Annotated in this window: 24 protein-coding genes and 1 tRNA gene; 10 read left to right on the top strand and 15 right to left on the bottom strand. The window is 71.1% G+C overall.

Features of this window, described 5'->3' with window-relative positions; genetic code table 11:
* Nucleotides 1–63: 63 nt before the first annotated feature.
* Nucleotides 64–1,110 (bottom strand): serine hydrolase domain-containing protein, encoded by a 1,047-nt coding sequence (locus E7Z53_RS10775; RefSeq protein WP_109222726.1) that lies wholly within the window; start codon nucleotides 1,108–1,110, stop codon nucleotides 64–66.
* A 657-nt stretch (nucleotides 1,111–1,767) separates the two neighbouring features.
* Here E7Z53_RS10775 and E7Z53_RS10770 point away from each other — a divergent pair.
* From E7Z53_RS10770 to E7Z53_RS10760, 3 genes are all read left to right on the top strand, one after another.
* Nucleotides 1,768–2,265 carry a hypothetical protein gene (locus tag E7Z53_RS10770; RefSeq protein ID WP_146202113.1) on the top strand — a complete coding sequence of 166 codons (498 nt, stop codon included), beginning with the start codon at nucleotides 1,768–1,770 and terminating at the stop codon, nucleotides 2,263–2,265.
* A 91-nt stretch (nucleotides 2,266–2,356) separates the two neighbouring features.
* Nucleotides 2,357–2,878, top strand: coding sequence for a hypothetical protein (locus tag E7Z53_RS10765; protein ID WP_176337737.1), 522 nt, complete (start codon nucleotides 2,357–2,359; stop codon nucleotides 2,876–2,878).
* Nucleotides 2,879–2,908: 30 nt separating this feature from the next.
* On the top strand, nucleotides 2,909–3,136 hold the full coding sequence (locus E7Z53_RS10760) for a hypothetical protein (protein WP_176337736.1): 228 nt from the start codon (nucleotides 2,909–2,911) through the stop codon (nucleotides 3,134–3,136).
* Between the two features lie 105 nt (nucleotides 3,137–3,241).
* Here the strand turns inward: E7Z53_RS10760 and E7Z53_RS10755 are convergent, their stop codons facing one another.
* The 3 genes from E7Z53_RS10755 to E7Z53_RS10745 form a co-directional block, all read right to left on the bottom strand.
* The gene (locus E7Z53_RS10755; protein WP_126346322.1) at nucleotides 3,242–3,808 is read right to left on the bottom strand and encodes a hypothetical protein; all 567 of its coding nucleotides are present in this window, start codon (nucleotides 3,806–3,808) and stop codon (nucleotides 3,242–3,244) included.
* Between the two features lie 451 nt (nucleotides 3,809–4,259).
* Nucleotides 4,260–5,468, bottom strand: coding sequence for a heparan-alpha-glucosaminide N-acetyltransferase domain-containing protein (locus E7Z53_RS10750; protein ID WP_255219520.1), 1,209 nt, complete (start codon nucleotides 5,466–5,468; stop codon nucleotides 4,260–4,262).
* Between the two features lie 187 nt (nucleotides 5,469–5,655).
* Entirely contained in the window at nucleotides 5,656–6,249 is a 594-nt protein-coding gene (locus E7Z53_RS10745) for a recombinase family protein (protein WP_109222757.1), read from the bottom strand.
* 958 nt (nucleotides 6,250–7,207) lie between these two features.
* Here E7Z53_RS10745 and E7Z53_RS10740 point away from each other — a divergent pair.
* Nucleotides 7,208–7,621, top strand: coding sequence for a hypothetical protein (locus E7Z53_RS10740; protein ID WP_126346323.1), 414 nt, complete (start codon nucleotides 7,208–7,210; stop codon nucleotides 7,619–7,621).
* Nucleotides 7,622–7,851: 230 nt separating this feature from the next.
* The gene (locus E7Z53_RS10735; RefSeq protein ID WP_095651125.1) at nucleotides 7,852–8,274 is read left to right on the top strand and encodes a hypothetical protein; all 423 of its coding nucleotides are present in this window, start codon (nucleotides 7,852–7,854) and stop codon (nucleotides 8,272–8,274) included.
* Between the two features lie 490 nt (nucleotides 8,275–8,764).
* Here the strand turns inward: E7Z53_RS10735 and E7Z53_RS10730 are convergent, their stop codons facing one another.
* Nucleotides 8,765–9,691, bottom strand: coding sequence for an alpha/beta hydrolase (locus tag E7Z53_RS10730; protein WP_158279225.1), 927 nt, complete (start codon nucleotides 9,689–9,691; stop codon nucleotides 8,765–8,767).
* A 404-nt stretch (nucleotides 9,692–10,095) separates the two neighbouring features.
* Between E7Z53_RS10730 and E7Z53_RS10725 the strand changes: the two genes are divergently transcribed.
* Nucleotides 10,096–10,440, top strand: coding sequence for a VOC family protein (locus E7Z53_RS10725; protein WP_369597972.1), 345 nt, complete (start codon nucleotides 10,096–10,098; stop codon nucleotides 10,438–10,440).
* 3 nt (nucleotides 10,441–10,443) lie between these two features.
* Complete coding sequence (locus tag E7Z53_RS20795) at nucleotides 10,444–10,572, top strand: hypothetical protein (RefSeq protein ID WP_369597971.1); 129 nt, start codon at nucleotides 10,444–10,446, stop codon at nucleotides 10,570–10,572.
* 93 nt (nucleotides 10,573–10,665) lie between these two features.
* Here the strand turns inward: E7Z53_RS20795 and E7Z53_RS20340 are convergent, their stop codons facing one another.
* The 3 genes from E7Z53_RS20340 to glgA form a co-directional block, all read right to left on the bottom strand.
* The gene (locus E7Z53_RS20340; RefSeq protein ID WP_255219519.1) at nucleotides 10,666–10,788 is read right to left on the bottom strand and encodes a hypothetical protein; all 123 of its coding nucleotides are present in this window, start codon (nucleotides 10,786–10,788) and stop codon (nucleotides 10,666–10,668) included.
* Between the two features lie 59 nt (nucleotides 10,789–10,847).
* Nucleotides 10,848–10,933 (bottom strand) — tRNA-Leu (locus E7Z53_RS10720).
* 446 nt (nucleotides 10,934–11,379) lie between these two features.
* Entirely contained in the window at nucleotides 11,380–12,573 is a 1,194-nt protein-coding gene (gene glgA, locus E7Z53_RS10715) for a glycogen synthase (RefSeq protein ID WP_035923934.1), read from the bottom strand.
* A gap of 212 nt (nucleotides 12,574–12,785) precedes the next feature.
* On the opposite strand from glgA, the gene glgC reads away from it, so the two are divergent.
* Nucleotides 12,786–14,030 (top strand): glucose-1-phosphate adenylyltransferase, encoded by a 1,245-nt coding sequence (gene glgC / locus E7Z53_RS10710; protein ID WP_176337735.1) that lies wholly within the window; start codon nucleotides 12,786–12,788, stop codon nucleotides 14,028–14,030.
* A gap of 59 nt (nucleotides 14,031–14,089) precedes the next feature.
* Here the strand turns inward: glgC and E7Z53_RS10705 are convergent, their stop codons facing one another.
* Genes E7Z53_RS10705 through E7Z53_RS10695 form a run of 3 tightly spaced genes read right to left on the bottom strand, consistent with a single transcriptional unit; the run spans nucleotide 14,090 to nucleotide 17,492 of the window.
* Entirely contained in the window at nucleotides 14,090–14,944 is an 855-nt protein-coding gene (locus E7Z53_RS10705) for a transglutaminase family protein (RefSeq protein WP_035923936.1), read from the bottom strand.
* Nucleotides 14,941–15,867: an alpha-E domain-containing protein gene (locus E7Z53_RS10700; protein ID WP_017834313.1), complete on the bottom strand. Its 927-nt coding sequence runs from the start codon at nucleotides 15,865–15,867 to the stop codon at nucleotides 14,941–14,943. Before E7Z53_RS10700 ends, E7Z53_RS10705 begins: the two co-directional genes overlap by 4 nt.
* Nucleotides 15,861–17,492, bottom strand: coding sequence for a circularly permuted type 2 ATP-grasp protein (locus E7Z53_RS10695; protein WP_176337734.1), 1,632 nt, complete (start codon nucleotides 17,490–17,492; stop codon nucleotides 15,861–15,863). Before E7Z53_RS10695 ends, E7Z53_RS10700 begins: the two co-directional genes overlap by 7 nt.
* A gap of 234 nt (nucleotides 17,493–17,726) precedes the next feature.
* Between E7Z53_RS10695 and E7Z53_RS10690 the strand changes: the two genes are divergently transcribed.
* Together E7Z53_RS10690 and E7Z53_RS10685 are read left to right on the top strand one after the other, a co-directional pair.
* The gene (locus tag E7Z53_RS10690; protein WP_017834315.1) at nucleotides 17,727–18,617 is read left to right on the top strand and encodes a glycosyltransferase family 2 protein; all 891 of its coding nucleotides are present in this window, start codon (nucleotides 17,727–17,729) and stop codon (nucleotides 18,615–18,617) included.
* Nucleotides 18,614–19,546: a glycosyltransferase family 2 protein gene (locus E7Z53_RS10685; protein ID WP_017834316.1), complete on the top strand. Its 933-nt coding sequence runs from the start codon at nucleotides 18,614–18,616 to the stop codon at nucleotides 19,544–19,546. Before E7Z53_RS10690 ends, E7Z53_RS10685 begins: the two co-directional genes overlap by 4 nt.
* A gap of 72 nt (nucleotides 19,547–19,618) precedes the next feature.
* Here E7Z53_RS10685 and E7Z53_RS10680 read toward each other — a convergent pair whose 3' ends face one another.
* From E7Z53_RS10680 to E7Z53_RS20995, 4 genes are all read right to left on the bottom strand, one after another.
* Nucleotides 19,619–20,629, bottom strand: a complete 1,011-nt coding sequence (locus E7Z53_RS10680) for an NAD-dependent epimerase/dehydratase family protein (RefSeq protein WP_176337733.1) — start codon at nucleotides 20,627–20,629, stop codon at nucleotides 19,619–19,621.
* 68 nt (nucleotides 20,630–20,697) lie between these two features.
* The gene (locus E7Z53_RS10675; RefSeq protein ID WP_369597970.1) at nucleotides 20,698–21,693 is read right to left on the bottom strand and encodes a glycosyltransferase family 9 protein; all 996 of its coding nucleotides are present in this window, start codon (nucleotides 21,691–21,693) and stop codon (nucleotides 20,698–20,700) included.
* Complete coding sequence (locus E7Z53_RS10670) at nucleotides 21,683–23,095, bottom strand: PfkB family carbohydrate kinase (RefSeq protein ID WP_176337732.1); 1,413 nt, start codon at nucleotides 23,093–23,095, stop codon at nucleotides 21,683–21,685. The genes E7Z53_RS10675 and E7Z53_RS10670 overlap by 11 nt, the downstream gene beginning before the upstream one ends.
* Nucleotides 23,092–23,631, bottom strand: a complete 540-nt coding sequence (locus E7Z53_RS20995; RefSeq protein WP_410200000.1) for a D-sedoheptulose-7-phosphate isomerase — start codon at nucleotides 23,629–23,631, stop codon at nucleotides 23,092–23,094. The genes E7Z53_RS10670 and E7Z53_RS20995 overlap by 4 nt, the downstream gene beginning before the upstream one ends.
* Nucleotides 23,632–23,682 lie beyond the last annotated feature (51 nt).

Here is a 23,682-nt window from a genome sequence, read left to right as displayed (position 1 = left end):
GGAGCCGGGCGCCGCCGCACGACGGACGCCCACGCCCCCCCTCACGGACATACCCCGGGCCTGCTACGACCAGGAGGCGGTCGTGAGGAGGCCGAAGAGAGGCTCGAAGTCGTAGCTCGTGGTGCTGTTGGTCATGACCACGATGCCCAGGCCGTGTTCTGGGTAGAGACGCATGACGTTCCAGAATCCGGCGCCGGCCCCGAAGTGCTCGACCCACTGCCCCGTTTCCTGGGTGGGGCGGCGGAACCAGCCGATGCCGTGGTCGAAGGGCTTCCCCGGGTGCTCGATCACTCGCATGGATCGGGCCGTCTCAGCGGACAGGATGCGGTGCCCGTCGATCTGGCCATCACCCAGGTGCAGCCGCAGAAACCGTCCGGCATCCGTCACGTCGCCGACCAGACCGCCGTAGGCGGCTCCGTCGACGTAGAAGGGCCGCAGGCCCAGGTAGGCGCCGTGACGCGTCCCGGCCACCCCGGGTGGGAGCAGACGGCGCAGCAGCGGATCGGCGGCGCGCGGGGCGCGCACACAACCGGTTGCGGCTGGTGCCTCCGGGCGGTAGGTGAACCCGGTGCTGGTCATGCCCACCGGATCCAGCACGGCTTGCCGCAGATAGGACGTCACCGGCATACCGCTCACGGCTTCGATGATCTGAACCAGCGCAAGATAGCCGACGTTGGTGTATCGGGCCCTGTGCCCCGGGGCGTGGCGGTAGGCGCGCGGTCGCCTCATCACGGACCGCAGCAGGTCCTCGGCCGCCGGCGGCTCCTGCTCGGCCGGGTGCACCCATCGCAGCGGCAGAGGATTGGACAACCCCGCGGTGTGGGTCAGCAGCTGCCCTACCGTGGGCTGGGAGGCACGCGGGGCGCGCAGACAGTCCACGTAGTCGGCCACCGGGGCGTCCAGCTCGAGGCGACCGTCCTCGACCAGGGTCATGGCGGCCGTGGCGGTCACGATCTTGGTCATGGAGAACCACAGATACACCGTGGCCGGAGTCGCGGGCGCCTCCGTGGCCAGGTCAGCAGTTCCGAACCCGCCGGCGTACAACGACCGCTGTGAGTCGACCACGACCAGGGACAGTCCCGGGATGCGCCCGGTGCGCATCATGGTCATCACCGCCTCCGCCAACCACTCAGGAGTACCCCCTGGCTGGGCCCCGGAATCACCGGGGTGGTTCTCGGATGGATGGCTGTGCATGGCATCCCCCAGATGCGCGACTCCACCGACGTCGCAACGGTCTGACGCCACCTTGAAATTCTGTCGCTGCGGTGTCAAGACCGAAACCGTCCAAACCATACAGACGACGCAGACGGAGTCCGCCAAGACGCTGCGCTCGGCCCCTCAGCGCCAAACGACGACCGATCCCGCCGTGAACCGCTGCAGACACCTGCGTCCGCAACGGGAACCAGCGCGGCGGGCATATGAACCCCCGCTGCAACGCCGAACTTCCGAGAAGTGATTGGTAGCCAGCCATATTTAGAGAGGCGACGGCGCCCTCCTGACCGTCTGGTTCGCCGCCGGCGCGGCAACTGTGGCCTCAGCTTGGAAGCACGACGAGCTCGCCGCTGTGCGCTCTGCGGCCGGCCCTCCGGTGAGGAATCCGCCCGACTGCGGAGGCTGGCCCCCTCTTCTGTGTCGAGACGTCCGGCTGTGCCAGGCGGTAGCTTCGGCACCATGGACCAGGACGGGCGTACGAAGGAGGGGGCGTCTCCACAGGTCGACAGCACCCCGATCCCCTCGGCTTTGCGGGTTCTTCGGGGCAGCCTCTGGGTGGGTGCTCTGTTGGTGGTCGGTCTGCCGTTGCTGGTCTGGTGGCAGTTCGGAGTCCTGCGCGAGGACCAACGCGGCCTGTGGACCTCGGCCGTGTCCCTGGCCTACATCCTGCTGGTGAACTCGGTCTCCCGGCGCACGCACGTACCGGGTCCGCGTCCCACCCAGTACGTGGCCCGTGATCGGGTGGGGTGGATCCTCGGCAGTGCCTCCTCGACCGTCACCGTGCCGCAGGACCCCCAGTTGCGGGCCGCCGCTGGCGCGGTGGCCATCTGGCGGATCGAACTCGCGGCGTTCGTCTTTTATGCCGCGGTGGCGTTCGCCCTCACCGGGGTGCTGCGCTGGTCGTCCTTCTGGGGGTTCATCGCCGGGCTGCTGACCGTGTTCGCCCTCGTTCTCATCAGCAGGGCCCGCCGCAGCTGGGTCTTCCTCACCTTCCTACACGCCGAGGAACGACCCCACGATCCCGGCCGGGGGCACGGACTTCGCCGTGGCTGAGCCCATTAGGGATTGTGAGAGGACTCCGCGCCCATGACGGACATTGCGGCCCTGCTGGCGGTGGCCCACTTCATCCACGAGGGGAGAACCGATGAACGAGCACGCATCTGAGCACCCACGGCCACCGGTTGCCCCGCGCCCCGGGCCGAGGGCGGTGCTGTGGTTGGGTCTGCGCATCCTGCTGTGGGCGGTGGTGCTGGCGCTGGCTTTCGCCGCGGGCCTGTGGCTGATCATCGTCACCGCCCCCAAGGGTGGAGGGGCCGTGATCGGTGCCCCTCTCGTCGCCATGCTCGGGCCGTTGCTGCTCAGCGTCCCCTGGGCTCTCGTGCGCGGCTGGCGTGAGGGGCACCGGGTGGAGACGTATGCGTTCTGGCCGGCCGCCTACCTGCTGGCCGCGTTGCTGGGCACCCCGGTGCTGGTGTGGAACAACGGCTGGTTCACCCCGGGAGACCTGCCGCCCGGACAGGCCCTGCGCGACATCGCCGGCACGGTCGTCTTCCTGAGCGTGTTGGCGCTGCTGGCATCAGCGGTCGTTGCTGGCGCCGCCGCAGCGGCAGCGGCCACTGCACGCTGGGTCCGCCGGCGGCACGCCACGTCTCAAGCCCACCCCTGAAGCTGACAGGGAAACCCGACAGGAGGCACCATGGCCACCGGAAAAGCTCCGATCAGCGGCACCCTCGCGATCGCCTGTGGCCTCCTGGCGGCGACCACCGTGATGATCCCCGTCGTCAGCGGAAGCTCTTGGAACACCGTGGTGAGTGCTCTGACCACTTTCGCGATGTTCGTCATCGTGTGGCGAGGAATGAAGAAACAAGACCGGGAGTACCAAGAGCGCTTGGAACGCCTGAAGCAGCGCTTGAGAGACGAATAGCGCTCCCTCCAGATCAAGAACCGCACATCCAAGGCGGCGGACCCCGTAGATCATCGAAACCGCGGCAGCCTCCGCGACGCTCCTCGTATCGCACTGCTTCCTCAACTACTGACGCTGAAACTGCTGCCCGCCGGGTCGTGCCTGAGCGTGCAGCACCGTGAGATAGATCAGGCTTCGGCGGAGCCGGAAGGCAGACACCAGCGCCATGCCTATCGGGGCACCGAGAAAGCTCGACCACGGCGCTTCCGGACGGATGAGCATGCCCAGGACGACTCCCAGGACGAAGAAGATGAGCACCACGAACATCTGGAGCTCGGTGCAGGCAACCGCCGCCGCGGTAGCCCGCACCCCCGGATCCACCGGCACCTCCCTGGTCTTGATGACCGACGAAAGCGCCCACTTCCACCGCTCCTGACTGACCCGCTTGTCCAGTCGAGGCTGCGACGGCTGCACGAGATACTGGACCAGCCCGGCCAACGCAAAGAGCAAGAAGACGACCAGGAACCACCATCCGTCCCCCGTTCCGCCAGGCAGGACCACAGCCACCAGCGGAGGACCGGCCACAGCGACCAAGGAAGCCGGTATGGAGCGCACTGCCAGCTGACCCACCGTCGGCGCTGCAGAGCCGTCCATCAGCCGGGCGTGAGCCCCCGCGTCGCCGCTACTCGTCACGCTCACGACGCTACCGGCCGGTTCGGGCGGGGACCACGACGCACAAAAGGGGAACCTCAACTGCACGTGCCGATGCCCATGCACCCGCGACGATTAGAAGCGTGATCGGTCCCTGTCGTTACGGGGCCGCCCAGGTGTGAGCATCCCGGACTCATTCAGCAGGAGTGCACCTCCTGCCGCGGGGAGAAAGAGGAGGGCGGGCAGCCATTCAGTAATGGCGAACAGGCCCAGTGCGAGAAGGAGAACGACGATCGCTGCGACTCGGACTTTGGTGTGCATGACATCACTTCCATTGAGTTCGCGAAGCCTAACATCGGCCTCCAGGCCCCCTTGCCACCCGACTCGCCGGGCGGAATCCCAGCGCAAGCAGGAACTTCTACCGCAGCACGGTTCGCCGCTAACCGGGCCCCAAGTAAAGCCTGGCGTAGTGGAGGTCTTCCCTGACTGGTGTTCACCTGTGGTGGGAGCGGTGGAGCACAGCACGGCGGGTCGCCTCCACGCTGGTGCTGACTACCCGCTCCAGCGGCCCCGGACCGAGTGTTGCTCGTTGCCAGGTCCGGGCAACCAGCGCTACGACTACCAAGGGCAGGAGGTACCACAGAGAAGGCTGGTCGTAGTGGGCCTGGAAGGACAGCGCCACCAGGTGGGCGGTGTACAGGGTAAGACCCATCGCGCCCAGTGCCGACAGCGGCAGCAACCACGCCCCGAACTTCCTGGTGGTCAGCAGCAAGCTCCCCAGCACCAGCAGTCCCACGCCCAGGCCGGCCGCGATCGTCCACGCGGTGCCAGTGGGCGCGGGAATGAGCGCCGGCCACCAGGGCGAGTCGGTGGGCAACACCTCCGGGCCCCACACCCGCACCTCCATGCTGGTCCGGTTGCTGGTCAGCAATCGGTCGTACCCGTCGAAGGCGTTGGACACCACGAAGGCCGCCTGGGCGCAGATCACCAGTAATGCTCCCACCACCAGCACCCGGACCTGGACCCCCGTGTCACGCAGTCGCATCCGCCCCAAGCCCAGCCCGACCAGCAGACAGGTCATGTACGACAGGATCGGGTGACTGCCGGTGAACAGCAGGTGGGAGATCCTGCCCGCGGCCCCGCTCACCCCGTCGACGGAGGTGGGGGTGGAGGGGGCATACGCGGGCATGACTTCGGTCATGGCCTGCATCAGCAGCGGGCCCACGATCCACATGAGTGCCGCGCAAACGAACAACGCCGTCGCCGACAGGTGCAGAAACGGAATCGCCAGCACGAGAAAAACCGCGTAGTAGATCAAGATGTTGTCCGCCGGGGCACCTTCGGGCATCAGTGCCCCGGCCCCCAGGCCTACAGCGGCCATGAGGATCGCCTGCACGGCCATCTCCATCCGATCAGCGGCCAGCCACCTGCCTCGGTGTGGAAATCGTCCCCCGGAGTCGAAGGCGAGTCCCACCCCGGCCAGCAGGACAAACAGTGCCACCGGAGCCCCCGACAGGAGCAGGCCCGACCAGGTCGACTCCTGGATCTCGTGGTCATCGGCGGGCATAAAAGGCACCGCCAGCAACCCGAGCAGCGCTAGCCCGCGGGCCGCGTCGATGCCGTCCCACCATCTCGAGGACCTGCGGGCACCGTCGGCGGCACCCGCCAGGGCGGGCCCCTCCGTTCTGGATGTCCAACTCATGATTGCCTCGATCTCCGGAGCGGACCCGGATTTACGGCCCCAGCCGCCGGGACCATCCTGTGCTCAGGATCTCTGCTGCACCTGTCGTTGCCGTTGCGAAAGCCTGTAGGTTCCATAAGATTCTGCGAACCCTACGGTGCACATCAACCTGACCTCCGCCGCATTCAAGTCGTTGACGACCGCTCGCTCACAAGGTGGTCGGCACCGGCAGCTCCCGGATCCGCCGGTAGAGCGTGGCGCGGGACATCCCAAGGTCCCGGGCGACCTGGGTCGCCGGCTCCCCGCCGTCGATCAGGCGCAGGGCGTTGCGGATCTGGGAGTCGGTGAAGGTCTGGGGCCGTCCGCCGAAGTCCTTGCCGGCGGCCCGACGCTTGGCCACCGAGTCGGTGATCCGCTCTCGCTTGATCTCCAGTTCCATTTGGACCAGCGCGGCCATGACGGTAAAGACCATGGAGCCCATCGGTGTCGCGGTGTCCACGTCTCCCCCACCGAGGTTGAGCACCCGCAGACCGGCACCCCTCCCCCGCAGCGCCTCGGCGAAGGTCAGCATGTTCTGCGTCGACCGGCCCAGGCAATCCAGCGTGGTAATCACCAATGTGTCGCCCTTCTCCAGCGCAACCACAGCACGGTCGAACTGCGGGCGTGACGCGCGTCCTCCAGACACTCCATGGTCGATGTAGACATCAGCGCGCCGCACGCCGGCGGCCAGGAGGTCATGCACTTGACAGTCTGCGTCCTGTTGCCGCGTCGAAACTCGCGCGTACCCAATCAGCTTGCCCACGTCCACCCATCTGTCTCGTAACTAACGTTGAGTACTCGATTTTTGGAGACCTTGATAAAGTACATAGATACGAGACATGCCCGACCGCGGAAACATGCGGACGCAAATTTTCCCGACGAGACGTCTGGCATCCCATGCCGTGCGATCCACTGTCATCCTCAATCTTCAGGCTGCTCTGCTTGGTATCGGCAAGGTCATGGGTCGGATCGGTTCGCGGCCTGTGACTGTGGGGAGGAAGTGCTCCGACACCAAGCACGTCAGCCCCGTCCAGCGCCACATCCTCAAACCTCTCGCCAACGGCTACCGCCAGGACCACACTGTCTTCGTGGTGAAAGACATTTCCCACCCGTAAGGCCGGGCGCATGGCCCGGCCTTGCGCATGCCCGCGGGGATCCTCAATACACCCCCGAGAAGAGACGCCGCATCGGTCAGGAAGCCCCGCAGGGCATGCCCCCCTCGCAGGTCCCTTCCACACCATCGTCGCCTCGGACCCCATGGCCCTTCACGCGGCTCTGAATAGTGGCGCAAATGGGGACAACATGAAGATGGATCTTCTTCCTACTAGAGAGTAGGTTCGGGGTATCACGCAGGGCCGCCGGTCGGGGGGCCGGTCGGCCCGGCGTGGAGCACGCCAGGGAGGCCAGTCGGGCGGCTGGCTCCTCGGCGGTGATCATGCCGCCGCCTTGGTGGGCAGAAGTCCTGTGACCATGTGATCAGTCGTCGGGGGACGTCTCTTCTGCTTGCCAGGGCGCGGCAGCTCTCCTTCACGGTGACCGGGTCCAAGAACTCTTCGGTGGTGCACGTGGCCGGTCCCACAGGTCACGGACTGGGTCATCGAGGGGGCCGGCGCACCGGTAGGGACGGATGAGCCGCAGCAGGCAGTGGCCAACACGCCCCTGACGATGACCGTCCTGGTGAATCCACGACGTCCCTCCGGCCGCGACCGGAGGAGCAGCAGATGGACACTGAGCAACCCCGCCACACCTCAGGCGCCTCCACCCTGGGCCCAGCGGCCCGCGCCGCCGTCTTCCAGGCATTGCGCCCGGCGCTGGAGGCTCTCACTCTTGAGGCCGCCGCTGATCCCCGGCTCAGCGCCGAGGCACGACGTGTTCTGCGGGCCGTGGCCTGTACCGGAGCCGGGAACGCACTGGCCCTGGCTGATCTCGCCGCCCGATCCAGTACCCCCAAAATCCGTGTTCCCGTGGTGCTGACCGAGCTTGAGGGCCACGGATACCTCGATCGTCTGGCCCGCATCGCACCGCACCTGGCGGCAACCCTCCCGACACCAACCGCCCCCTCCTCTGCTGAGCTCCGCAACGTCACCCACGGCCGCGACGAAAGACCCGAACAGCAGACACACCCGGGGCCATGACACCGACCCAGCCCACCGGCGACCTCCAGCCAGGATCCGGACCAGGTGAGAGGCCTGGCATCCCCGGGCTTGAAAGGCGGCCTGCTGTCACATTGCTCAGCCTGCTTCCATAGTTGTCGGCCCCGTGCTTACCCTGGGCCATCACCATCGGGCCCCCCAGACTCGGGGATGCGACCGCGCCTCAGGCCGCCACCGCCAGACGATCCGTCACCTGCGAACAGGAAGAAGGCATGACCATCTCCGTCTCTGGGGCTCTGGCCGTTGAGCTGCACCCCCTCACTCCCACCCAGTGGGTTGCCACCTACTACCCCATGGTGGCCACTCCCGTGGGTCGCTGGGCCGAGGTCACCTGGGACCTGCACCAGCACCCGATGCCCGCCGCCTCCGTTCCGCGGGAGCCGGCACGGTGGCTCGAGGCGTGCAGCCCCGATCCCGAGCACCCCTGCTACGCCGGCCACCGGGAGTGGGCCGCCGAGCTGGCCGCCGGCTACGCAGCTGCACTGGCAGTCCACGACAGCGAGGCCGTCAAGGAACCCCTCTCGGCTCAGGAGGCGCAGCTGCTGGGCGAGGACACGTTCCTCGTGCCCGCCGGACAGCTCTCGGAGTGGGTGCTCGACGATCTCGACGGCGAAATCTCAAACGTCTGCGGCTGATCCTGTACACGGACCAGCCTTTCTCGCACCAGCCACCCACTCCGGAACACCCCTATTACCAACCGCACATGGATGTGTCATGTTGTGAACCCCAACACACCCCCGGAATTGCCGGACGGGGCGGGAGCGAGCATCGTGGCGTATTAGGGGGACAGGTGATCTGCATCAGACCATCCTCCAGCTTCTGGCGCGTCGACCGGCCGCACCGTGGTTCCGGGGGGATCCGAGGTGCTGGCCAGATGACTGGTCCGCGCAGAAGCAACTGGGGCGGGGTGGCCGGGGGGCCGCCCCGCCCCCGTCACACCCCGCCGCGGCGATCATAGGATCCGTCCCCGGCGGAAAGTCTCGCGTCCACGGCCTCAGGAGCGCGGGCGCCCTACGCACTCCACCCGATTCCGTCACCGACTACGGTGGTGCTGCCGCTGAGGTGCAAGGCAGAGGCGGGACGCCCAGCGCGGGGAAGCAGCACCGACTCGATCCCTCGGGGGTCTCAGTAGCGGTCACCGGGCCTCTCGCTGTCATGCAGCCACGAACTCAGAAACCGGGTCTGGATCGCGACGGAGCGCTCGAAGACGGGCTCGTGGTGATACAGCAGGCCGAAGTGCCCGCCTTCGAGCTCGTGCACCTCCTTGGGACCGCCCAGCGCGGCGAAGGCCTGCCTGGCCACGGCCGTCGTCGAGCCGGGCATCTCATCGTCACGGGCCAGCAGAAAACAGGTCGGGACCAGCACATGTTGGGCCCACAGCACCGGTAGCCACATCGGTTCCTCCGGGGCGGTGAGGACCACCTGGTTCTCCCACCCGGTGCCGAATCGCGCCCCGTACTCCAGGAACCACCGCAGCGCGGTCAACGGCTTCAGCGCCGAAGGCGCCGAGAGCTGGTCGGCGGAGACCACCGGCATCGGCCCGCGCCACCGCTCCGGCTCGGCCCGCACGGATCCGCCCAGGAGCCGGGCCCGCATTCCCCGATACAGGGCCCCGTCCGGGTCCGGCGGCGCCGGATGCCGGCCGCAGGCCGGCGTCTGAGCCACCACCGCGCGCACCCGCTCGTCCACGCAGGCCACCGCCAACACCTGGGCAGCGCTGTAGGAGTCCCCCCACAACGCCACCCGCTGGGGGTCCACCCGGTCACAAGCAGAGACGGCATCGAGGGCGTCCCGATAGCCCCGGGCCTGGATCCACGGATTGATCTCTCCTCGGGGCTCACCCCGACTTCGCCCCACACCTCGGTGGTCGTAGAGGAAAGCCGCGACACCGTGATCAGCGAACGCCTGGGCGTAGCGGTCAGCGACCATCCCGTGAGCAGTGGCGGAAAAGCCGTGAGCCATGACCACCACCGGCCCCGGCGCAGCCGCGGGAGGCAGGAACAAACGACCGGCCAGCACCGCACCCTCGGAACGAAAACGGATCTCCACCACAGCTGGCACCTCAACGCCCCCCCGATCCCCGCACATCCCAGAGCCAGACCACCAACCGCTGCAGGTCCACCGCCGTCACCCCGGCGCGACCGAGGCCCCAATGTGATGCTTCAAGCGTAGTGAGCCGGGCAATGGCATGTCCCGGCAGAGCCTGAGACGGGGGTCAGCAACCCACCACACCTCCCGCACCACCGGTCCCCGGAAGTCCGATCGCACCCCCAAGTGTCACGCAACCAAACTGCCTCATGTCGCATGGGTGACCGGTGGTTTCTCGCCATGGTTCCATCTGCTCAGTATTAGTACGGCGTCGACATTCGGGCCCCCTCGAGTTTCTTCTGCACGAGGCGTCGTCATGTCTTCCCTGTACCTTCCCCAGGCCGGGCGCGGAAGCAGACAATCCCACCATGACTACTCTCACGCCCTGCCTGTGGTTCGACACCGAAGCCCAGGACGCAGCGAACTTCTATCTCACGGTGTTCCCCAACTCCCGGATCACCGACATCACCTACTACGGCGAGGCCGGGCCGCGGCCGGCGGAGATGGTGCTGACGGTGGAGTTCGAGCTCGACGGCCATCCGTTCACCGCGCTCAACGGCGGGCCCGAGTTCAGCTTCAGCGAAGCGGTGTCGTTCCAGATCGACTGCGCCGATCAGGCGGAGGTGGACCGGTACTGGGAGGCGCTCACCGCCGACGGCGGGCAGGAGAGCATGTGCGGGTGGCTCAAGGACAAGTACGGGCTGTCCTGGTAGGTGGTGCCCCGCAGGCTCGTCGAGCTGCTGACCGATCCGGATCCGGGCCGGGCGCAGCGGGTGATGGCCGCGATGATGCCGATGCGCAAGCTCGTCATCACCGACCTGGAGGCCGCCGCCGGCGTTTCCTGAAACACGGGGGCGCGCCTGGAACCGCCGAGCCCCCGTTGCGGCAGGCCGGGACGGCTCAGGGGAGAGCGCGAGTCGGGGCGCCGGCGCATCTGCTCATGCGCCGGGGTAGGCGCCCACGGTCCACAGGTTGCCGTCGCCGTCGCGGATCCTGAACTGGTGGAAGCCGTGGTCGGTGTCCGTCAACGGCTCGAGGATCTCCATCCGACCCTCGGACACAGAAAAACACCCCGGACCACAGGTCCGGGGTGTTTCCGATGTCCTGAGACATCGCACTGTGCGCGAGGGGGGACTTGAACCCCCACCCTCTAATACGAGGACTAGCACCTCAAGCTAGCGCGTCTGCCTATTCCGCCACCCGCGCGAGTGGATCCAGGGCGAACGTGGTGCCGTTTCCGGCCGTTCCTCCTGAACGCAACAGAAAATAAGGTACCACATGCGCGGCCGCCGTTCACATCGGCGCCGCTGCCTGGAGGAGCGGCGGGACCGCGCCGAAAATTTTGATGAAAACCCCTGAGTAAGTGCACTTCCGGCTTCCACCGTGCCCCGCCATGCGGTTGAATGGTGGCTGAGCATCTCCAGGATTCTCCAGCTGACCTGGGACGATGCTCGTTCGAGGGTTGCGTTCGCGCCACCGGGGAGCCCCCCGTCCCCGCCGGTGCCAGGGACCCTCGACACGGCCGGGGACCCCCCTCACCTGTGCCGGCGGCGGCCGCCGCCGCCCCGTTCTCCCACGGGACCACGGTGGCCGCCGCCTCTCACCGCCCGGCGCCGGCACCGCCCGCCGAGGGCGTGCGGTGCCGCGACGCCTCAGAGGACGGAGCGGTAGACCTCCAGGGTCCGCTCGGCGATGGACTCCCACGCGAAGTGCTCCTCGGCGCGGCGCCGGCCGGCGGCGCCCATATCCCGGGCGCGCACCGGGTCGGAGACCACCTCGGTGAGCGCGGCGGCGAAGTCGGCCACGAACTTCTCGGGATCGACCGGCGTGCCGGTACCGTCCTGGGCCTGCTCGATGGCGACCAGCCGGCCCGTCTCCCCGTCGACGACGACCTCCGGAATGCCGCCCGTGGCGGAGGCGACCACGGCGGTGCCGCAGGCCATGGCCTCGAGGTTGACGATCCCGAGCGGCTCGTACACGGACGGGCAGGCGAAGGCCGTGGCACCGGAGAGGATCTGGACGATCTCGCGGCGCGGCAGCATCTTCTCGATGAGCACCACCCCGGACCGGGTGGCCCTCAGCTCGTCGATGAGCGCGTTGACCTCGGCCCCGAGCTCCGGGGTGTCGGCGGCGCCGGCGCACAGCACGAGCTGCACGTCCTCGGGCAGCAGGGCCGCGGCGCGCAGCAGGAACGGCACGCCCTTCTGCCGGGTCACACGGCCCACGAACGCCACGGAGGGCTTGGCCGGGTCGATGCCGTAGGACTCGAGCACGTCGGTGCCCTCGTCGCGCACCCACTGGCTCACGTCGATGCCGTTGTGCACCGTCCGGACCCGGTCGGGGTCGACGTCCGGATAGGACCGGAGGATGTCCTGGCGCATCCCGTCGGAGACGGCGATGATCGCCGCGGCCGCCTCGTAGGCGGTCTTCTCCACGAACGAGGAGACCGCGTACCCGCCGCCGAGCTGCTCGGCCTTCCACGGGCGCAGGGGCTCGAGGGAGTGCGCGGAGAGGACGTGGGGGATGCCGTACATCAGCGACGCGAGGTGCCCGCCCATGTTGGCGTACCAGGTGTGGGAGTGCACCAGGTCCGCGCCGGCGATGTCGCCGATCATCGCGAGGTCCACCCCCAGCGTCTGGATCGCGGCGTTGGCGCCGGCCAGGTCCGCGGGCACGGGGTAGGCCTGGACCTCGACGCCGTTGACCCGGGGCTCGCGCGGAGCACCGAAGCACCGCACCCTCAGGTCGACGAGCGGGGCCAGGACCCGCGAGAGCTCGGACACGTGGACTCCGGCGCCGCCGTAGATCTCGGGCGGGAACTCCTTGGACAAGATATCTACTCGCACGGTTCCGAGCGTACTGCAGGATCGGCACGGTGCCACGGGAAGACGCCCGTCGGGGGCCGTGCGTGCCGCTCCGTGAGACACATCCGGACTCCTGTGCGGTCGGTCACTCGCCTTCGCGGCGGTTAAGACACAATGAAGGCGCCTGTCGAGTGGTTCCGCACCGCGAGGCGGAGATGTTGCGCCCGATTGCCGAAGAAGTCAGAGAGGTTCCCATGCCCCACCGTAAGAAGGTTCTCGCGATCGTCCTGGCCGGAGGCGAGGGCAAGCGCCTGATGCCGCTCACCGTGGACCGCGCCAAGCCCGCGGTGCCCTTCGCGGGCGGCTACCGGCTGATCGACTTCGCGCTGTCCAACATCGTGAACTCCGGCTACCTCCAGGTCGTGGTGCTCACGCAGTACAAGTCGCACTCCCTGGACCAGCACGTCACCCAGACCTGGCGCCTCTCCGCCCAGCTGGGCAACTACGTGGTCACCGTGCCGGCCCAGCAGCGGCGGGGCAAGGAGTGGTTCCTGGGCTCCGCCAACGCCATCTTCCAGTCGATGAACCTCATCGACGACGAGAAGCCGGACATCGTGGTGGTGGTCGGCGCGGACCACGTGTACCGGATGGACTTCTCCGACATGGTGGACTTCCACGTGCGGTCCGGGGCCCGCGCCACCGTGGCGGGCGTGCGCCAGCCGATGGAGATGGTGACGTCCTTCGGCGTGATCGAGACGGACCCGCAGGACGTCACGAAGATCACCCGCTTCGTGGAGAAGCCCGAGAGCACGGCTCCCCTGCCGGACGACCCCGACGCCTTCTTCGCCTCGATGGGCAACTACGTCTTCGACACCGACGCGCTCGTCGAGGCGCTGCGGGCCGACGAGGCGAAGGAGGACACGAACCACGACATGGGCGGGGACATCATGCCGTGGTTCGCGGACCGCGGCGAGGCCGCCGTCTACGACTTCACGAACAACGACGTCCCGGGCTCCACGGACCGTGACCGGCAGTACTGGCGCGACGTCGGCACCCTGGACTCGTACTACGACTCCCACATGGACCTGATCCGCCCGCTGCCGGTGTTCAACCTGTACAACTACGCCTGGCCGCTCTACACCAACGAGATGCAGGCCCCGCCGGCGAAGCTCGTGCGCGGCCCGCGGGGCGAGGGCGGCATCGCCACCGACTCGATTCTCTCCCGCGGGGTCCTGGTCACCGGCGGGCGCGTGACCGAGTCGGTGCTCTCCCCGAAGGTGCTGGTCAACAACGACGCCACCGTCAACCAGTCGGTCCTGCTGCCCAACGTCCAGATCGGCGAGGGGGCCGTGGTGGAGCGGTGCATCCTCGACAAGAACGTGGTCGTGCCCCCGGGCGTGAAGGTCGGCGTGGACGCGGAGCAGGACCGCGCCCGGGGCCTGACGGTGACACCCTCCGGGCTGACGGTCGCCCCGAAGAACTTCCGCTTCGAGAGCTAGGGATCCCACCTGTCACGGCGGGGCCGACCACCCGGGGACGGGGGGCGGCCCCGCCGTCGTCATGCGGTCTGCGTGACCTCGACCTGGACCTGGAGCCCCGAGGTGCCGCCGCCGCCGGTGACCATGCCCTTCAGCGGCGTGACGTCGGTGTAGTCGCGGCCGCGGGCCACCGTGACGTGGAAGTCGGTGAGCCGCGTGTGGTTGGTGGGGTCGTAGGCGTACCAGCGGTCGTTCCACCACTCCACCCACGCGTGGGACTCCCCCGGCACGGTCGCCCCGATGCCCGCCTCGTAGTCCGGGTGCAGGTAGCCGGAGACGTAGCGGGCGGGGATCCCGATGTGCCGCATCATGCCGATGGCCACGTGCGCGAGGTCCTGGCACACGCCCTTGGCCTCCCGCCAGGCGGCCTCCGCGTCCGTGTGGACCCCGGTGACCCCCGGCACGTACTGCATGTGCGAGGCGATGCCCTGGAAGATCGCGGCGGCCGCGGCGGCCGGGTCGGCCGCCTCCTTGCGGATCTCCTCGGCGACCTTCTCCAGCTCGGGCCCGAGCCGGGTGAGCGGGGTCTGGGGCACGAAGTCGGAGACCGCGTCGAGGACCTCGGGGGTCGCCAGCTCGTCCCAGCTCAGCCCGTCCGCGACCTCGTCGCCGGGCCGCCGGTGCACCTCCACCGTGGCCGAGGAGCGGACCTCCAGGTGCCGGTGCCGGCCCTGGATGTCGAAGGCCGCGACGCGGGTGCCCCAGTAGTCCCGGTAGTTGCTGACCGTGGCGGTCCCCGGGCTCAGCGTCAGCTCCGCCTCGAGCACGATCTGCTCGTCGTCGGACAGGGGCGTCATCCGGGCCTCGTTGTAGGACTTCGAGACGTTGTCGTTGTAGTCGTAGCGGGTGACGTGGTCGATCTTGAGCCGGGTCACAGCATGCCTCCGAACCAGGACGCCTCGACGGCGTGCGAGAAGTACTTGGTGCTCACGGCCTCCGACGCCCTCGCGCACGCGGCCTGGACGTTGTTCAGGTGCTCGGGCAGCACCGCGATGAGGTCCTCCGCGTGGTGGAACTCCAGCGCCGTGCGCGCCTCGCCGATGATCCGCCGGGCGTCGTCCTTGAACCCGACCCGCTGCAGACCCGGCTCCAGGCCCACGAGGATCTCCTCCGCCGTGGTCAGCGCGTGCAGGATCGAGCGGGGGAAGAGCCGGTCCAGGAGCAGGAACTCGGTCGCGGACTCGTCGCTGAACGTGCCGTAGCGGGTGCGCAGGAAGGCCTCGTACCCGCCGGCGCAGTGCAGGATCGACACCCACGACATGCCGGAGGTGGACGTGGACCGGGTCCACAGCAGCCGGGACGTCATGTCCGCCCGCTCGATCGCCGCGCCCAGGGACAGGAACATCCAGGACTCGTCGTGGGACATGGTCATCTGGGTCTGCCCGCGCACGGTGGCCATCCGCTCGATGGTCCAGTGGCAGACGCGGAAGGTGCCGACGACGTCGCGGCGGTGCTGGCCCAGGCCGTAGTACGTGGAGTTGAGCGACTCCCACATGGCCGAGGACACGGTCTCCCGGGCGCGGCGGGCGTTCTCGCGGGCGGCGTGCAGGGAGCCGGAGATGGAGGTCAGGCAGTCCTTGTTCCACGCGAGCTCGTGGATCATCGACCGGACGCTGTAGTCCCCGTCCCCGGGCTCCACGCCCATCACGGCCATGATCCGGCGCACCTCGGCCTCCTGCTCGCCCACGGGCAGCTGGGTGATCCGCTCCAGGTGGACGTCGAGGATCCGGGCCACCCCGTCGGCCCGCTCGACGTAGCGGCCGATCCAGAACAGGGACTCGGCAATGCGGCTCAGCATGTGGGCCCCTCTCCGGTGCGGGTCGTCGCGGTGGTGCCCGCGGTGGTGGTCACGGCCTGTTGCTGCTGCTGCTGCTGGCCGTTGTCGCCCTCGTCCTGCCAGGACGCGGAGACCGGCCACGTGTGCACCGAGGAGTCGACGTCCGGGGGCGGGGCCTGGCCGGGGTCGAGGTCCTGGGTCTGCGGCTGGCCGAGCACCCAGGTGTCCTTCGAGCCGCCGCCCTGCGAGGAGTTGACGATCAGCGAGCCCTTCTGCATGGCCACCCGGGTCAGCCCGCCGGGCAGCACGTAGACCTCGTCGCCGCTGTTGACCGCGAAGGGCCGCAGGTCCACGTGCCGGGGGCTGAACTCCCCGTCCGCGAACGTCGGCACGGTGGACAGCTGCAGCACCGGCTGGGCGATCCACCCGCGCGGGTCCGCCAGCACCTTCGCCCGCAGCTCCTCGAGCTCCGCCGCGGTGGCATGGGGGCCGATGACCAGGCCCTTGCCGCCGGACCCGTCCACGGGCTTGACGACCAGCTCGTCCAGGTGCGCGAGCACCCAGGCGCGGGCTTCGTCCTCCTCCAGCCGGTAGGTGTCCACGTTGGGCAGCACCGGCTCCTCGTCGAGGTAGTACCGGATGAGGTCGGGGACGTAGGAGTAGGTGAGCTTGTCGTCGGCCACACCGTTGCCGATCGCGTTGGCGATGGTCACGTTCCCGGCGCGGGCCGCGTTGACGAGTCCGGAGCAGCCGAGCGCGGAGTCGGAGCGGAAGTGCAGGGGGTCGACGAACTCGTCGTCGATCCGCTTGTAGATCACGTCCACGCGCTGCTCGCCGTCGGTGGTCCGCATGTAGACCTTGTCGCCGCGGACCACGAGGTCGCGGCCCTCCACGAGCTCCACCCCCATGAGCCCGGCCAGCAGGGTGTGCTCGAAGTAGGCGGAGTTGAACACGCCCGGGGTGAGGACCACCACCACGGGGTCCTCGGCGGCCTCCGGGGCCGTGGCGCGCAGCGCCTTGTAGAGGTGCCGGGGATAGGCCTCCACGGCGCGGATCGGCTGCGACATGAAGGCCTCCGGGAGGCCCTTGGTCATGGCCCGCCGGTTCTCGATGACGTAGGAGACCCCGGAGGGCACGCGCACGTTGTCCTCCAGGACCCGGAACACGCCCTGCTGGTCCCGGACCACGTCGATGCCCGCCACGTGGATCCGGACGCCGCCCGGGGGCCGGAAGCCCCACACGCTCCGGTGGAAGTGGGCGGAGGAGGTGATCAGCGCCTTCGGCACGATCCCGTCGGCCACGACCCGCTGCTCCCCGTAGACGTCGTCGAGGAAGCACTCCAGTGCCCGGACCCGCTGCTTCACGCCGCGCTCGATGACGTCCCACTCCCCGGCGGTGATCACCCGGGGCACGATGTCGAGCGGGAAGGGCCGCTCCTCACCCGCGAAGTCGAAGGTCACGCCCCGGTCGAGGAAGGAGCGGGCCATGGAGTCGGCGCGGGTGTTGACGTCGCTGAGCGAGAGGTCGTCGAGGACACCGCCGATGCGGTCGTAGCCGGGGCGGACCTGCCGGTCCGGCGTGTACATCTCGTCGTAGGCCGCCGCCACGGCCATGTCGGCGGCGTAGTTCTCGAACAGGTCGGACATGTCGGGCGATCACATGCCTTTCGGGGTCGGGGCGGGCAGTGTGTGCAGTATGGACGGGCCGTATTTCGCAGCGGTAACCCGGTGGCCGAGGCTCCTCCCGATTGTGTCACGCGCCGTGCGCCGGAGGGCTGGAGGACGTGCCCCTACGATGGGAGGGCGTGTCCGCCGGGAGGCGGGCCCGCGACCGCAACCGCGACCGCCGCCGCGGCGCGGCGGACCCGACGGAAGGACACGATGGACGCCCCGGACCCCCAGTGCCGCGTCACGGTGGTCGTGGCCACCCGCAACCGCCGGGAGGAGCTCGTGGCGCACCTGGGCCGGCACGAGGGGCCCGTCGTCGTCGTGGACAACGCCTCCACGGACGGCTCCGCCGAGGCGGTGCGCGCCGCCCACCCGCACGTGCAGGTGCTGGAGCTGCCACGCAACGTCGGGGCCGTGGCCCGGACCGTCGGCGTCCGGCTCGCCCGCACCCCCTACGTGGCCTTCGCCGACGACGACTCGTGGTGGGCCCCCGGGGCGCTCGCCCGCGCCGCGGCCGTGTTCGACGCCCATCCCCGGCTCGGCCTGATCGCCGGGTCCATCGCCGTGGGCCCCGAGGAGCGCCCGGACCCCCTCAACGCCGTGCTCGCCGCGTCCCCGCTGGGCATCCCCACCGGGGCCCCCGGCCCGGCGCTGCTCGGCTTCGTCGCGTGCGGGGCGATCGTGCGCCGCTCGGCGTTCCTCGCGGCCGGCGGCTTCGACGACGTCGTGCGCTTCCCCGGCGAGGAGGAGCGTCTCGCCCTCGACCTGTTCGACGCCGGCTGGCGGCTGTCCTACGTGCCGGAGATCCGCGCCCACCACCACCCCTCGCCGCACCGGGGCTCGGACGAGCGCCGGCAGGTCGCGCTCGTCCGCAGCCACCTGCTCACCGTGCTCCTGCGCCGGCCCTGGCATGTCGTGGCGCACGAGCTGCGGAAGGCGCTGCGCGGCGGCCGCGCGGGGCGCCGCGGTCTGCTCCGCGCCCTCCCCCGCACCCCGGCGGCGCTGCGCGCCCGGCACCGGGTGTCCCCGACCACGGAGGCCGCGCTCGCGCTGCTGCACGGCCCCGCCCCCGCCGACCCCGCCGCACCGGAGGAGAGCCCATGACCGAGACCACCCCCGCACCCCCGCCCGCGTCCGGCCCCGACGCCCGCGTGGCGGTCGTGATGATCACCCACAACCGCCGGGAGGAGGCCCTGCTGGCCCTGGCCCGGCTGCGGGAGCTCCCGGAACGGCCGCACGTGGTGGTCGTCGACAACGGCTCCGGGGACGGCACCGCGGACGCGATCCGTGCGCGGCACCCCTGGGCGGAGCTCGTGGCGAGCCCCGTCAACCTCGGGGCCGTGGGCCGCAACGTCGCGCTGGAGCGCGTGGACGCACCGTTCGTGGCCTTCTGCGACGACGACACCTGGTGGGAGCCCGGGTCGCTGCGCCGGGCGGCCGACGCGCTGGAGACGCACCCGCGGCTGGGCGTGGTCACGGGCAGGATCCTCGTGGAGCCCGGGTCCCGGGAGGACGCGATCAACGCGGAGCTGCTGCACTCACCGGTCGAGGGCCCCGCGTGGCTGCCCGGCCCCGCCCTCGGCAGCTTCCTGGCGGGGGCCTCCGTGGTCCGCCGGGCCGCGTTCCTCGAGGTGGGCGGGTTCAGCGAGCGGCTGTGGCTCGGCGGCGAGGAGGAGCTCCTGGCGGCGGACCTCGCGACCGCGGGGTGGGAGCTCGTGCACCTGCCCGACGTGGTGGTCCACCACCAGGCCTCCACGGTCCGGGACCCGCACCTGCGGCGCCGGCACGGACTGCGCAACACCCTGTGGTTCATCTGGCTGCGCCGCCCGCTGCGGGCGGCCCTGCGCCGGACCCGGGACGTGGTCGGCGCCGCCCCGCGGGACCGGGTCACGGCGCTGGCCCTGCTCGACGCCCTGCGCGGTGCGCCGTGGGTGCTGCGCGAGCGGCGGCCCCTGCCCGAGCGCGTCGAGCGGCGGTTCCGGGCGCTGGAGGAGTCGCAGCGCGCCAGCGCCGCGCGCCGCTACGTCAGCTGAGCGCCCGGCGGACCGGACGGCGGAGCGGCCGGTGGAGCGCCCCGCCGGGCCGCCGCGGCCGGGCCCGCGCGCTCAGCGCGCCCGCACGGCGGTCTCCGGGAGGCCGGCGCCCTCCCGGAACCACTCGACGGTGCGCTCCAGCCCCACCGGCCACGGGACCTCCGGGGCCCAGCCCAGGACCTCGGTCGCGAGCGTGGTGTCCGGGCGGCGCACCATGGGGTCGTCGACGGGACGCTCGACGAACTCGACCCCCGAGGACGTGCCGGTCGCGGCGATGACGTCGTGGGCGATCTGCAGCACCGACAGCTCGTGCGGGTTGCCGATGTTCATGGGCCCGCTGTGCCCGCTGTCGGCCAGGGCCAGGATGCCGCGGACCAGGTCGGAGACGTAGCAGACGGAGCGGGTCTGGGCGCCGTCCCCCGCCACGGTGAGGGGCTCACCGGCCAGGGCCTGGCGGATGAACGTGGGGATCGCCCGGCCGTCGAAGGGCCGCATCCGGGGCCCGAAGGTGTTGAAGATCCGCACGATCGCCGTGTCCACCCCGTGCTCGGCGCGATAGGCGACCGACAGGGCCTCGGCGAAGCGCTTGGCCTCGTCGTAGACCCCCCGCGGGCCCACCGGGTTGACGTGGCCCCAGTAGCTCTCGGCCTGCGGGTGCACCTGCGGGTCGCCGTACACCTCGGAGGTGGAGGCCAGCACGAACCGGGCGCCCTTGTCCTTGGCCAGGCCCAGGGCGTGGTGGGTGCCGATCGAGCCGACCTTGAGCGTGTGGATGGGCAGCTTCAGGTAGTCGATCGGGGACGCCGGGGAGGCGAAGTGCAGGACGAGGTCCACGTCCCCGGGCACGTGCACGTAGTCGGTGACGTCGCACTGGACGAGCCGGAAGCCGGGGTCGCCCACGAGGTGGCCGATGTTGGCCGCGGAGCCGGTGAGGAAGTTGTCGAGGCACACCACCTCGACCTCCCGGCGGCGCAGCTCGGTGCACAGGTGGCTGCCCAGGAAGCCGGTCCCCCCGGTCACCACGGCCCGGCGGATCGGACGGGTCGCGCTCGCGGCGGTGGTCGCGTTCGTTGTGGGATTCACGGTGCTCCTGACGGATCGGGACGGATGGGAACGGCTCGGCGAACGGGCCGGGTGGTGGGCGGCGGCCCTCAGGGCCGGGCCGGGACCCCGGCGCCCTGGGCGAGCTGGGCGCGGGCGGCGGCGAGGACCTCGTCGGCCGTCACGGCGGCGAGGCGGTCGTCCAGGGCGTCCGCGTGCGGATCGCCCCACGTCGCGGCCGCCGGGTCACCGTGCCACAGCACGGTGTGCAGCCCGGGGTCCACCGCGGGGCCCCACCGGGCCGGCGGCGTCGGGCCGAAGAGGACCACGGAGCGCACGGCCAGGGCGGTGGCCACGTGGGCGACGCCCGTGTCGCCGCTGAGCACCGCGGCGGCGCCCCCCACCGTGGCGGCCAGCTCCGGCAGGGAGAGCCGGCCGCACCGGTTCTCCGCCGCGGGCAGCCCGCCGGTGACGGTCGCGGCCAGCTCCGCCTCGGCGGCGGAGCCGGTGACCACGATCCGGTGGCCGTCCGCGGCCAGGGCCTCCGCCACGGTCCGCCAGCGGGCCGCGGGCCAGCGGCGGGCGCCGGAGGCGGCCCCCGGGTGGATCACCACGGGGGCACCGTCGGGCGCCGGAGCGTGCTCGCGCAGCAGGAGGTCCTCGGGGCCGCAGGGTCCCCCCGCCGTGCGCACCAGCCGGCACCACCGGTGCACCTCGTGCTCGTCGGCCCGCCACGCGGGGCCGGCGTGCCCGGCGGCGGCGAAGGCGACGAGCCGCTCCGGGCCGGTGGCGAGCAGCAGCTCGTGGCTGAGCGGGCCGCGCCCGTGCAGGTTGACCGCCACGTGCCCGCCGGACAGCGGCGGGAGCGGGCCGAGCCCGGACGTGGGCAGGACCGCGTCCACCACGCCCAGCTCGGCCAGCCAGGTGCCGATGCCCTCGGGCGCGGCCAGCACGAGCCGGTGCCGGGGCAGCATGCGCCGGACCCCGCGCAGGGGCGCCACGCCGGTCAGGCCGTCGCCCAGGCCGAGGGCGCGCAGCACCAGCACGTCGCCCGCCCCGACCTCGCCCGGGGCCACGGTGCGGGGGCCGCGGGGCTCAGCCCTCACGGCCGGCCCGCTGGAGGATCGCCGTGGTGGAGCGCCCGGAGAGGTAGGGCAGGACGGTGACCTCCCCGCCCCAGCCGCGCACGTCCACGGCCTCGGGAAGCTGCTCGGGGGTGTAGTCGCCGCCCTTCACCCACACGTCGGGGCGCAGGACGGACAGGGCCGCGCGGGGGTCGTCCTCGTCGAAGACGACCACCGCGTCGACGCTGCGGAGGGCGGCCAGCACGCGGGCACGGTCCTCCTGGCCGACCACCGGCCGGCCCGGGCCCTTGAGCCGGCGCACGGAGTCGTCGGAGTTCAGCAGCACCACCAGCGCGTCGCCGAGCCGGCGCGCGGCGTCGAGGGAGGCGATGTGGCCGGCGTGCAGGACGTCGAAGCAGCCGCCCGTGGCCACGACCGTGCCGCCCGCGGCGCGCACGTCCACCAGCAGGTCCTGGACCTCCCGGGGCAGCCGCTCGGCACCGGGGTGCAGGCACGCGCGGCCCTGGACGCCCTGGGCGCGGCGGGTGCGGAAGGTGGCGGCGCCGCCTGCGGCGACCCACTGCCCGGCCGCCTCGACGGCGGACTCCACGGCCGTGGTCACGTCCGTGCCCGCGCCGAGGGCCAGGGCCGCGGTCGAGGCGAAGCGGTCCCCCGCCCCGCACGGATCGGTGTTGCGCACGGGAGCGGCCGGCACCAGCTCGGTGCCCGTGGCGGTCGCGAGGTGGGCGCCCTCGGCCCCGGCCGTGACCGCCACGGCACGGGCCGACCACCGCTCGCGCAGGGTGCCGGCGAGCTCGCGGGCGCCGGTCGACGCGGGGGCACCCAGGGCGGCGGCGGCCTCGGCCGCGTTGGGGGTGACCAGGGCGCAGCCGGGGACCGGCTCCCCGCCGCGCGGGTGGGGGTCCCAGACGACCGTGCCCGCCCGGGCGTGCTCCGCGAGGGCGGCGCGCACGGCGGGGTCGCGGGTGACGCCTCCCCCGTAGTCGGACACCAGGACGGCGTCCGCGCCCGCGAGGACCGCGGAGACGTGCGAGGCCGAGACGCCCACCGGGGTGCCGGGCCCGCCCTCGTCCACGCGCACCAGCGTCTGGCCGGCGCTGCGGATGCGGGTCTTGGTGCGGGTCCCGCCCTCGTGGCCGAGGCGCTCGAGGGCCACCTCCCCGAGGGCGGCGGCGAGCTCGTGGCCGGCGGCGTCGGCGGCCACGGGTGCCAGCAGGGTCACCGTGACCTCCACCGGGACGGGGCCCACAGCGGGCGGCAGGGCGCACAGCAGCGCCGCCAGGCCGGCGCCGCCGGGGCTCGCGTAGACGTCACCGACGTCGACCACGGGCACCGGGGCGTCCGGGCTCAGGCGCGTGGACGTGCCGTCGACGTCCCGGTCCAGGAGGGCATCGCCGACCACGACGATGCGGACGAGGCTCATGCGACCCCCGCCCGGACGGCCGCCCCGTCGGCCCGGGCGCCGGAGGCCCCGCGCACGGCCGGGCCGGCGTCAGGAGGCGGGACGAGGCGCGCGTCGACCGCGGCGCACACGGCGTGGAGCAGCATGAGGTGGACCTCCTGGATCACCGAGGTGCTGGACGCGTCGACGGTCAGGGACTCGTCCGCCCGCTCGGTCAGCGGATTGGGGCCGGGGCCGGTGAGCGCCCAGACGTGCAGGCCGTGCTCCCGCGCCCGGTCGGCCGCCGCCAGGACGTTGGGGCTGCGGCCGCTGGTGGACAGCACCACGAGCACGTCGCCCGCCCGCCCGTGCGCCTGGACCTGGCGGGCGAACACCTCCTCCGCGCCGTAGTCGTTGACGATGGCGGTCAGGCTCGAGGTCTCCGCGGACAGGCACACGGCGGACAGCGGCCGCCGGTCGTCGACGAAGCGGCCGACGAGCTCGGCGGTGAAGTGCTGGGCCTCCGCGGCGCTGCCGCCGTTGCCCACGGCGAGCACGCGTCCGCCGTGCGTGAGCATCCCGGCCAGGCGGGCGCCCCACCGGTCCACCACGCCGGCGTGCTGGGCGGC

It is taken from the genome of Kocuria salina (assembly GCF_013368965.1).
GTDB classification, from domain to species: Bacteria; Actinomycetota; Actinomycetes; order Actinomycetales; family Micrococcaceae; genus Kocuria; species Kocuria rosea.
The sequence above is the reverse complement of the archived record's forward strand: the minus strand, read 5'-3'. Positions and strand labels throughout refer to the sequence as shown.

What these genes read in the sequence shown, in the direction of transcription:
- E7Z53_RS10750 (WP_255219520.1), bottom strand. Translation starts at nt 5,468, where the DNA reads ATGAGTTGGACATCCAGAACGGAGGGGCCCGCCCTGGCGGGTGCCGCC.
- E7Z53_RS10775 (WP_109222726.1), bottom strand. Translation starts at nt 1,110, where the DNA reads ATGACCATGATGCGCACCGGGCGCATCCCGGGACTGTCCCTGGTCGTG.
- E7Z53_RS10700 (WP_017834313.1), bottom strand. Translation starts at nt 15,867, where the DNA reads ATGCTGAGCCGCATTGCCGAGTCCCTGTTCTGGATCGGCCGCTACGTC.
- E7Z53_RS20995 (WP_410200000.1), bottom strand. Translation starts at nt 23,631, where the DNA reads ATGCTCACGCACGGCGGACGCGTGCTCGCCGTGGGCAACGGCGGCAGC.
- E7Z53_RS10695 (WP_176337734.1), bottom strand. Translation starts at nt 17,492, where the DNA reads ATGTCCGACCTGTTCGAGAACTACGCCGCCGACATGGCCGTGGCGGCG.
- E7Z53_RS10735 (WP_095651125.1), top strand. Translation starts at nt 7,852, where the DNA reads ATGACCATCTCCGTCTCTGGGGCTCTGGCCGTTGAGCTGCACCCCCTC.
- E7Z53_RS10685 (WP_017834316.1), top strand. Translation starts at nt 18,614, where the DNA reads ATGACCGAGACCACCCCCGCACCCCCGCCCGCGTCCGGCCCCGACGCC.
- E7Z53_RS10725 (WP_369597972.1), top strand. Translation starts at nt 10,096, where the DNA reads ATGACTACTCTCACGCCCTGCCTGTGGTTCGACACCGAAGCCCAGGAC.
- E7Z53_RS10690 (WP_017834315.1), top strand. Translation starts at nt 17,727, where the DNA reads ATGGACGCCCCGGACCCCCAGTGCCGCGTCACGGTGGTCGTGGCCACC.
- E7Z53_RS10670 (WP_176337732.1), bottom strand. Translation starts at nt 23,095, where the DNA reads ATGAGCCTCGTCCGCATCGTCGTGGTCGGCGATGCCCTCCTGGACCGG.
- E7Z53_RS10760 (WP_176337736.1), top strand. Translation starts at nt 2,909, where the DNA reads ATGGCCACCGGAAAAGCTCCGATCAGCGGCACCCTCGCGATCGCCTGT.
- E7Z53_RS10740 (WP_126346323.1), top strand. Translation starts at nt 7,208, where the DNA reads ATGGACACTGAGCAACCCCGCCACACCTCAGGCGCCTCCACCCTGGGC.
- E7Z53_RS10765 (WP_176337737.1), top strand. Translation starts at nt 2,357, where the DNA reads ATGAACGAGCACGCATCTGAGCACCCACGGCCACCGGTTGCCCCGCGC.
- glgC (WP_176337735.1), top strand. Translation starts at nt 12,786, where the DNA reads ATGCCCCACCGTAAGAAGGTTCTCGCGATCGTCCTGGCCGGAGGCGAG.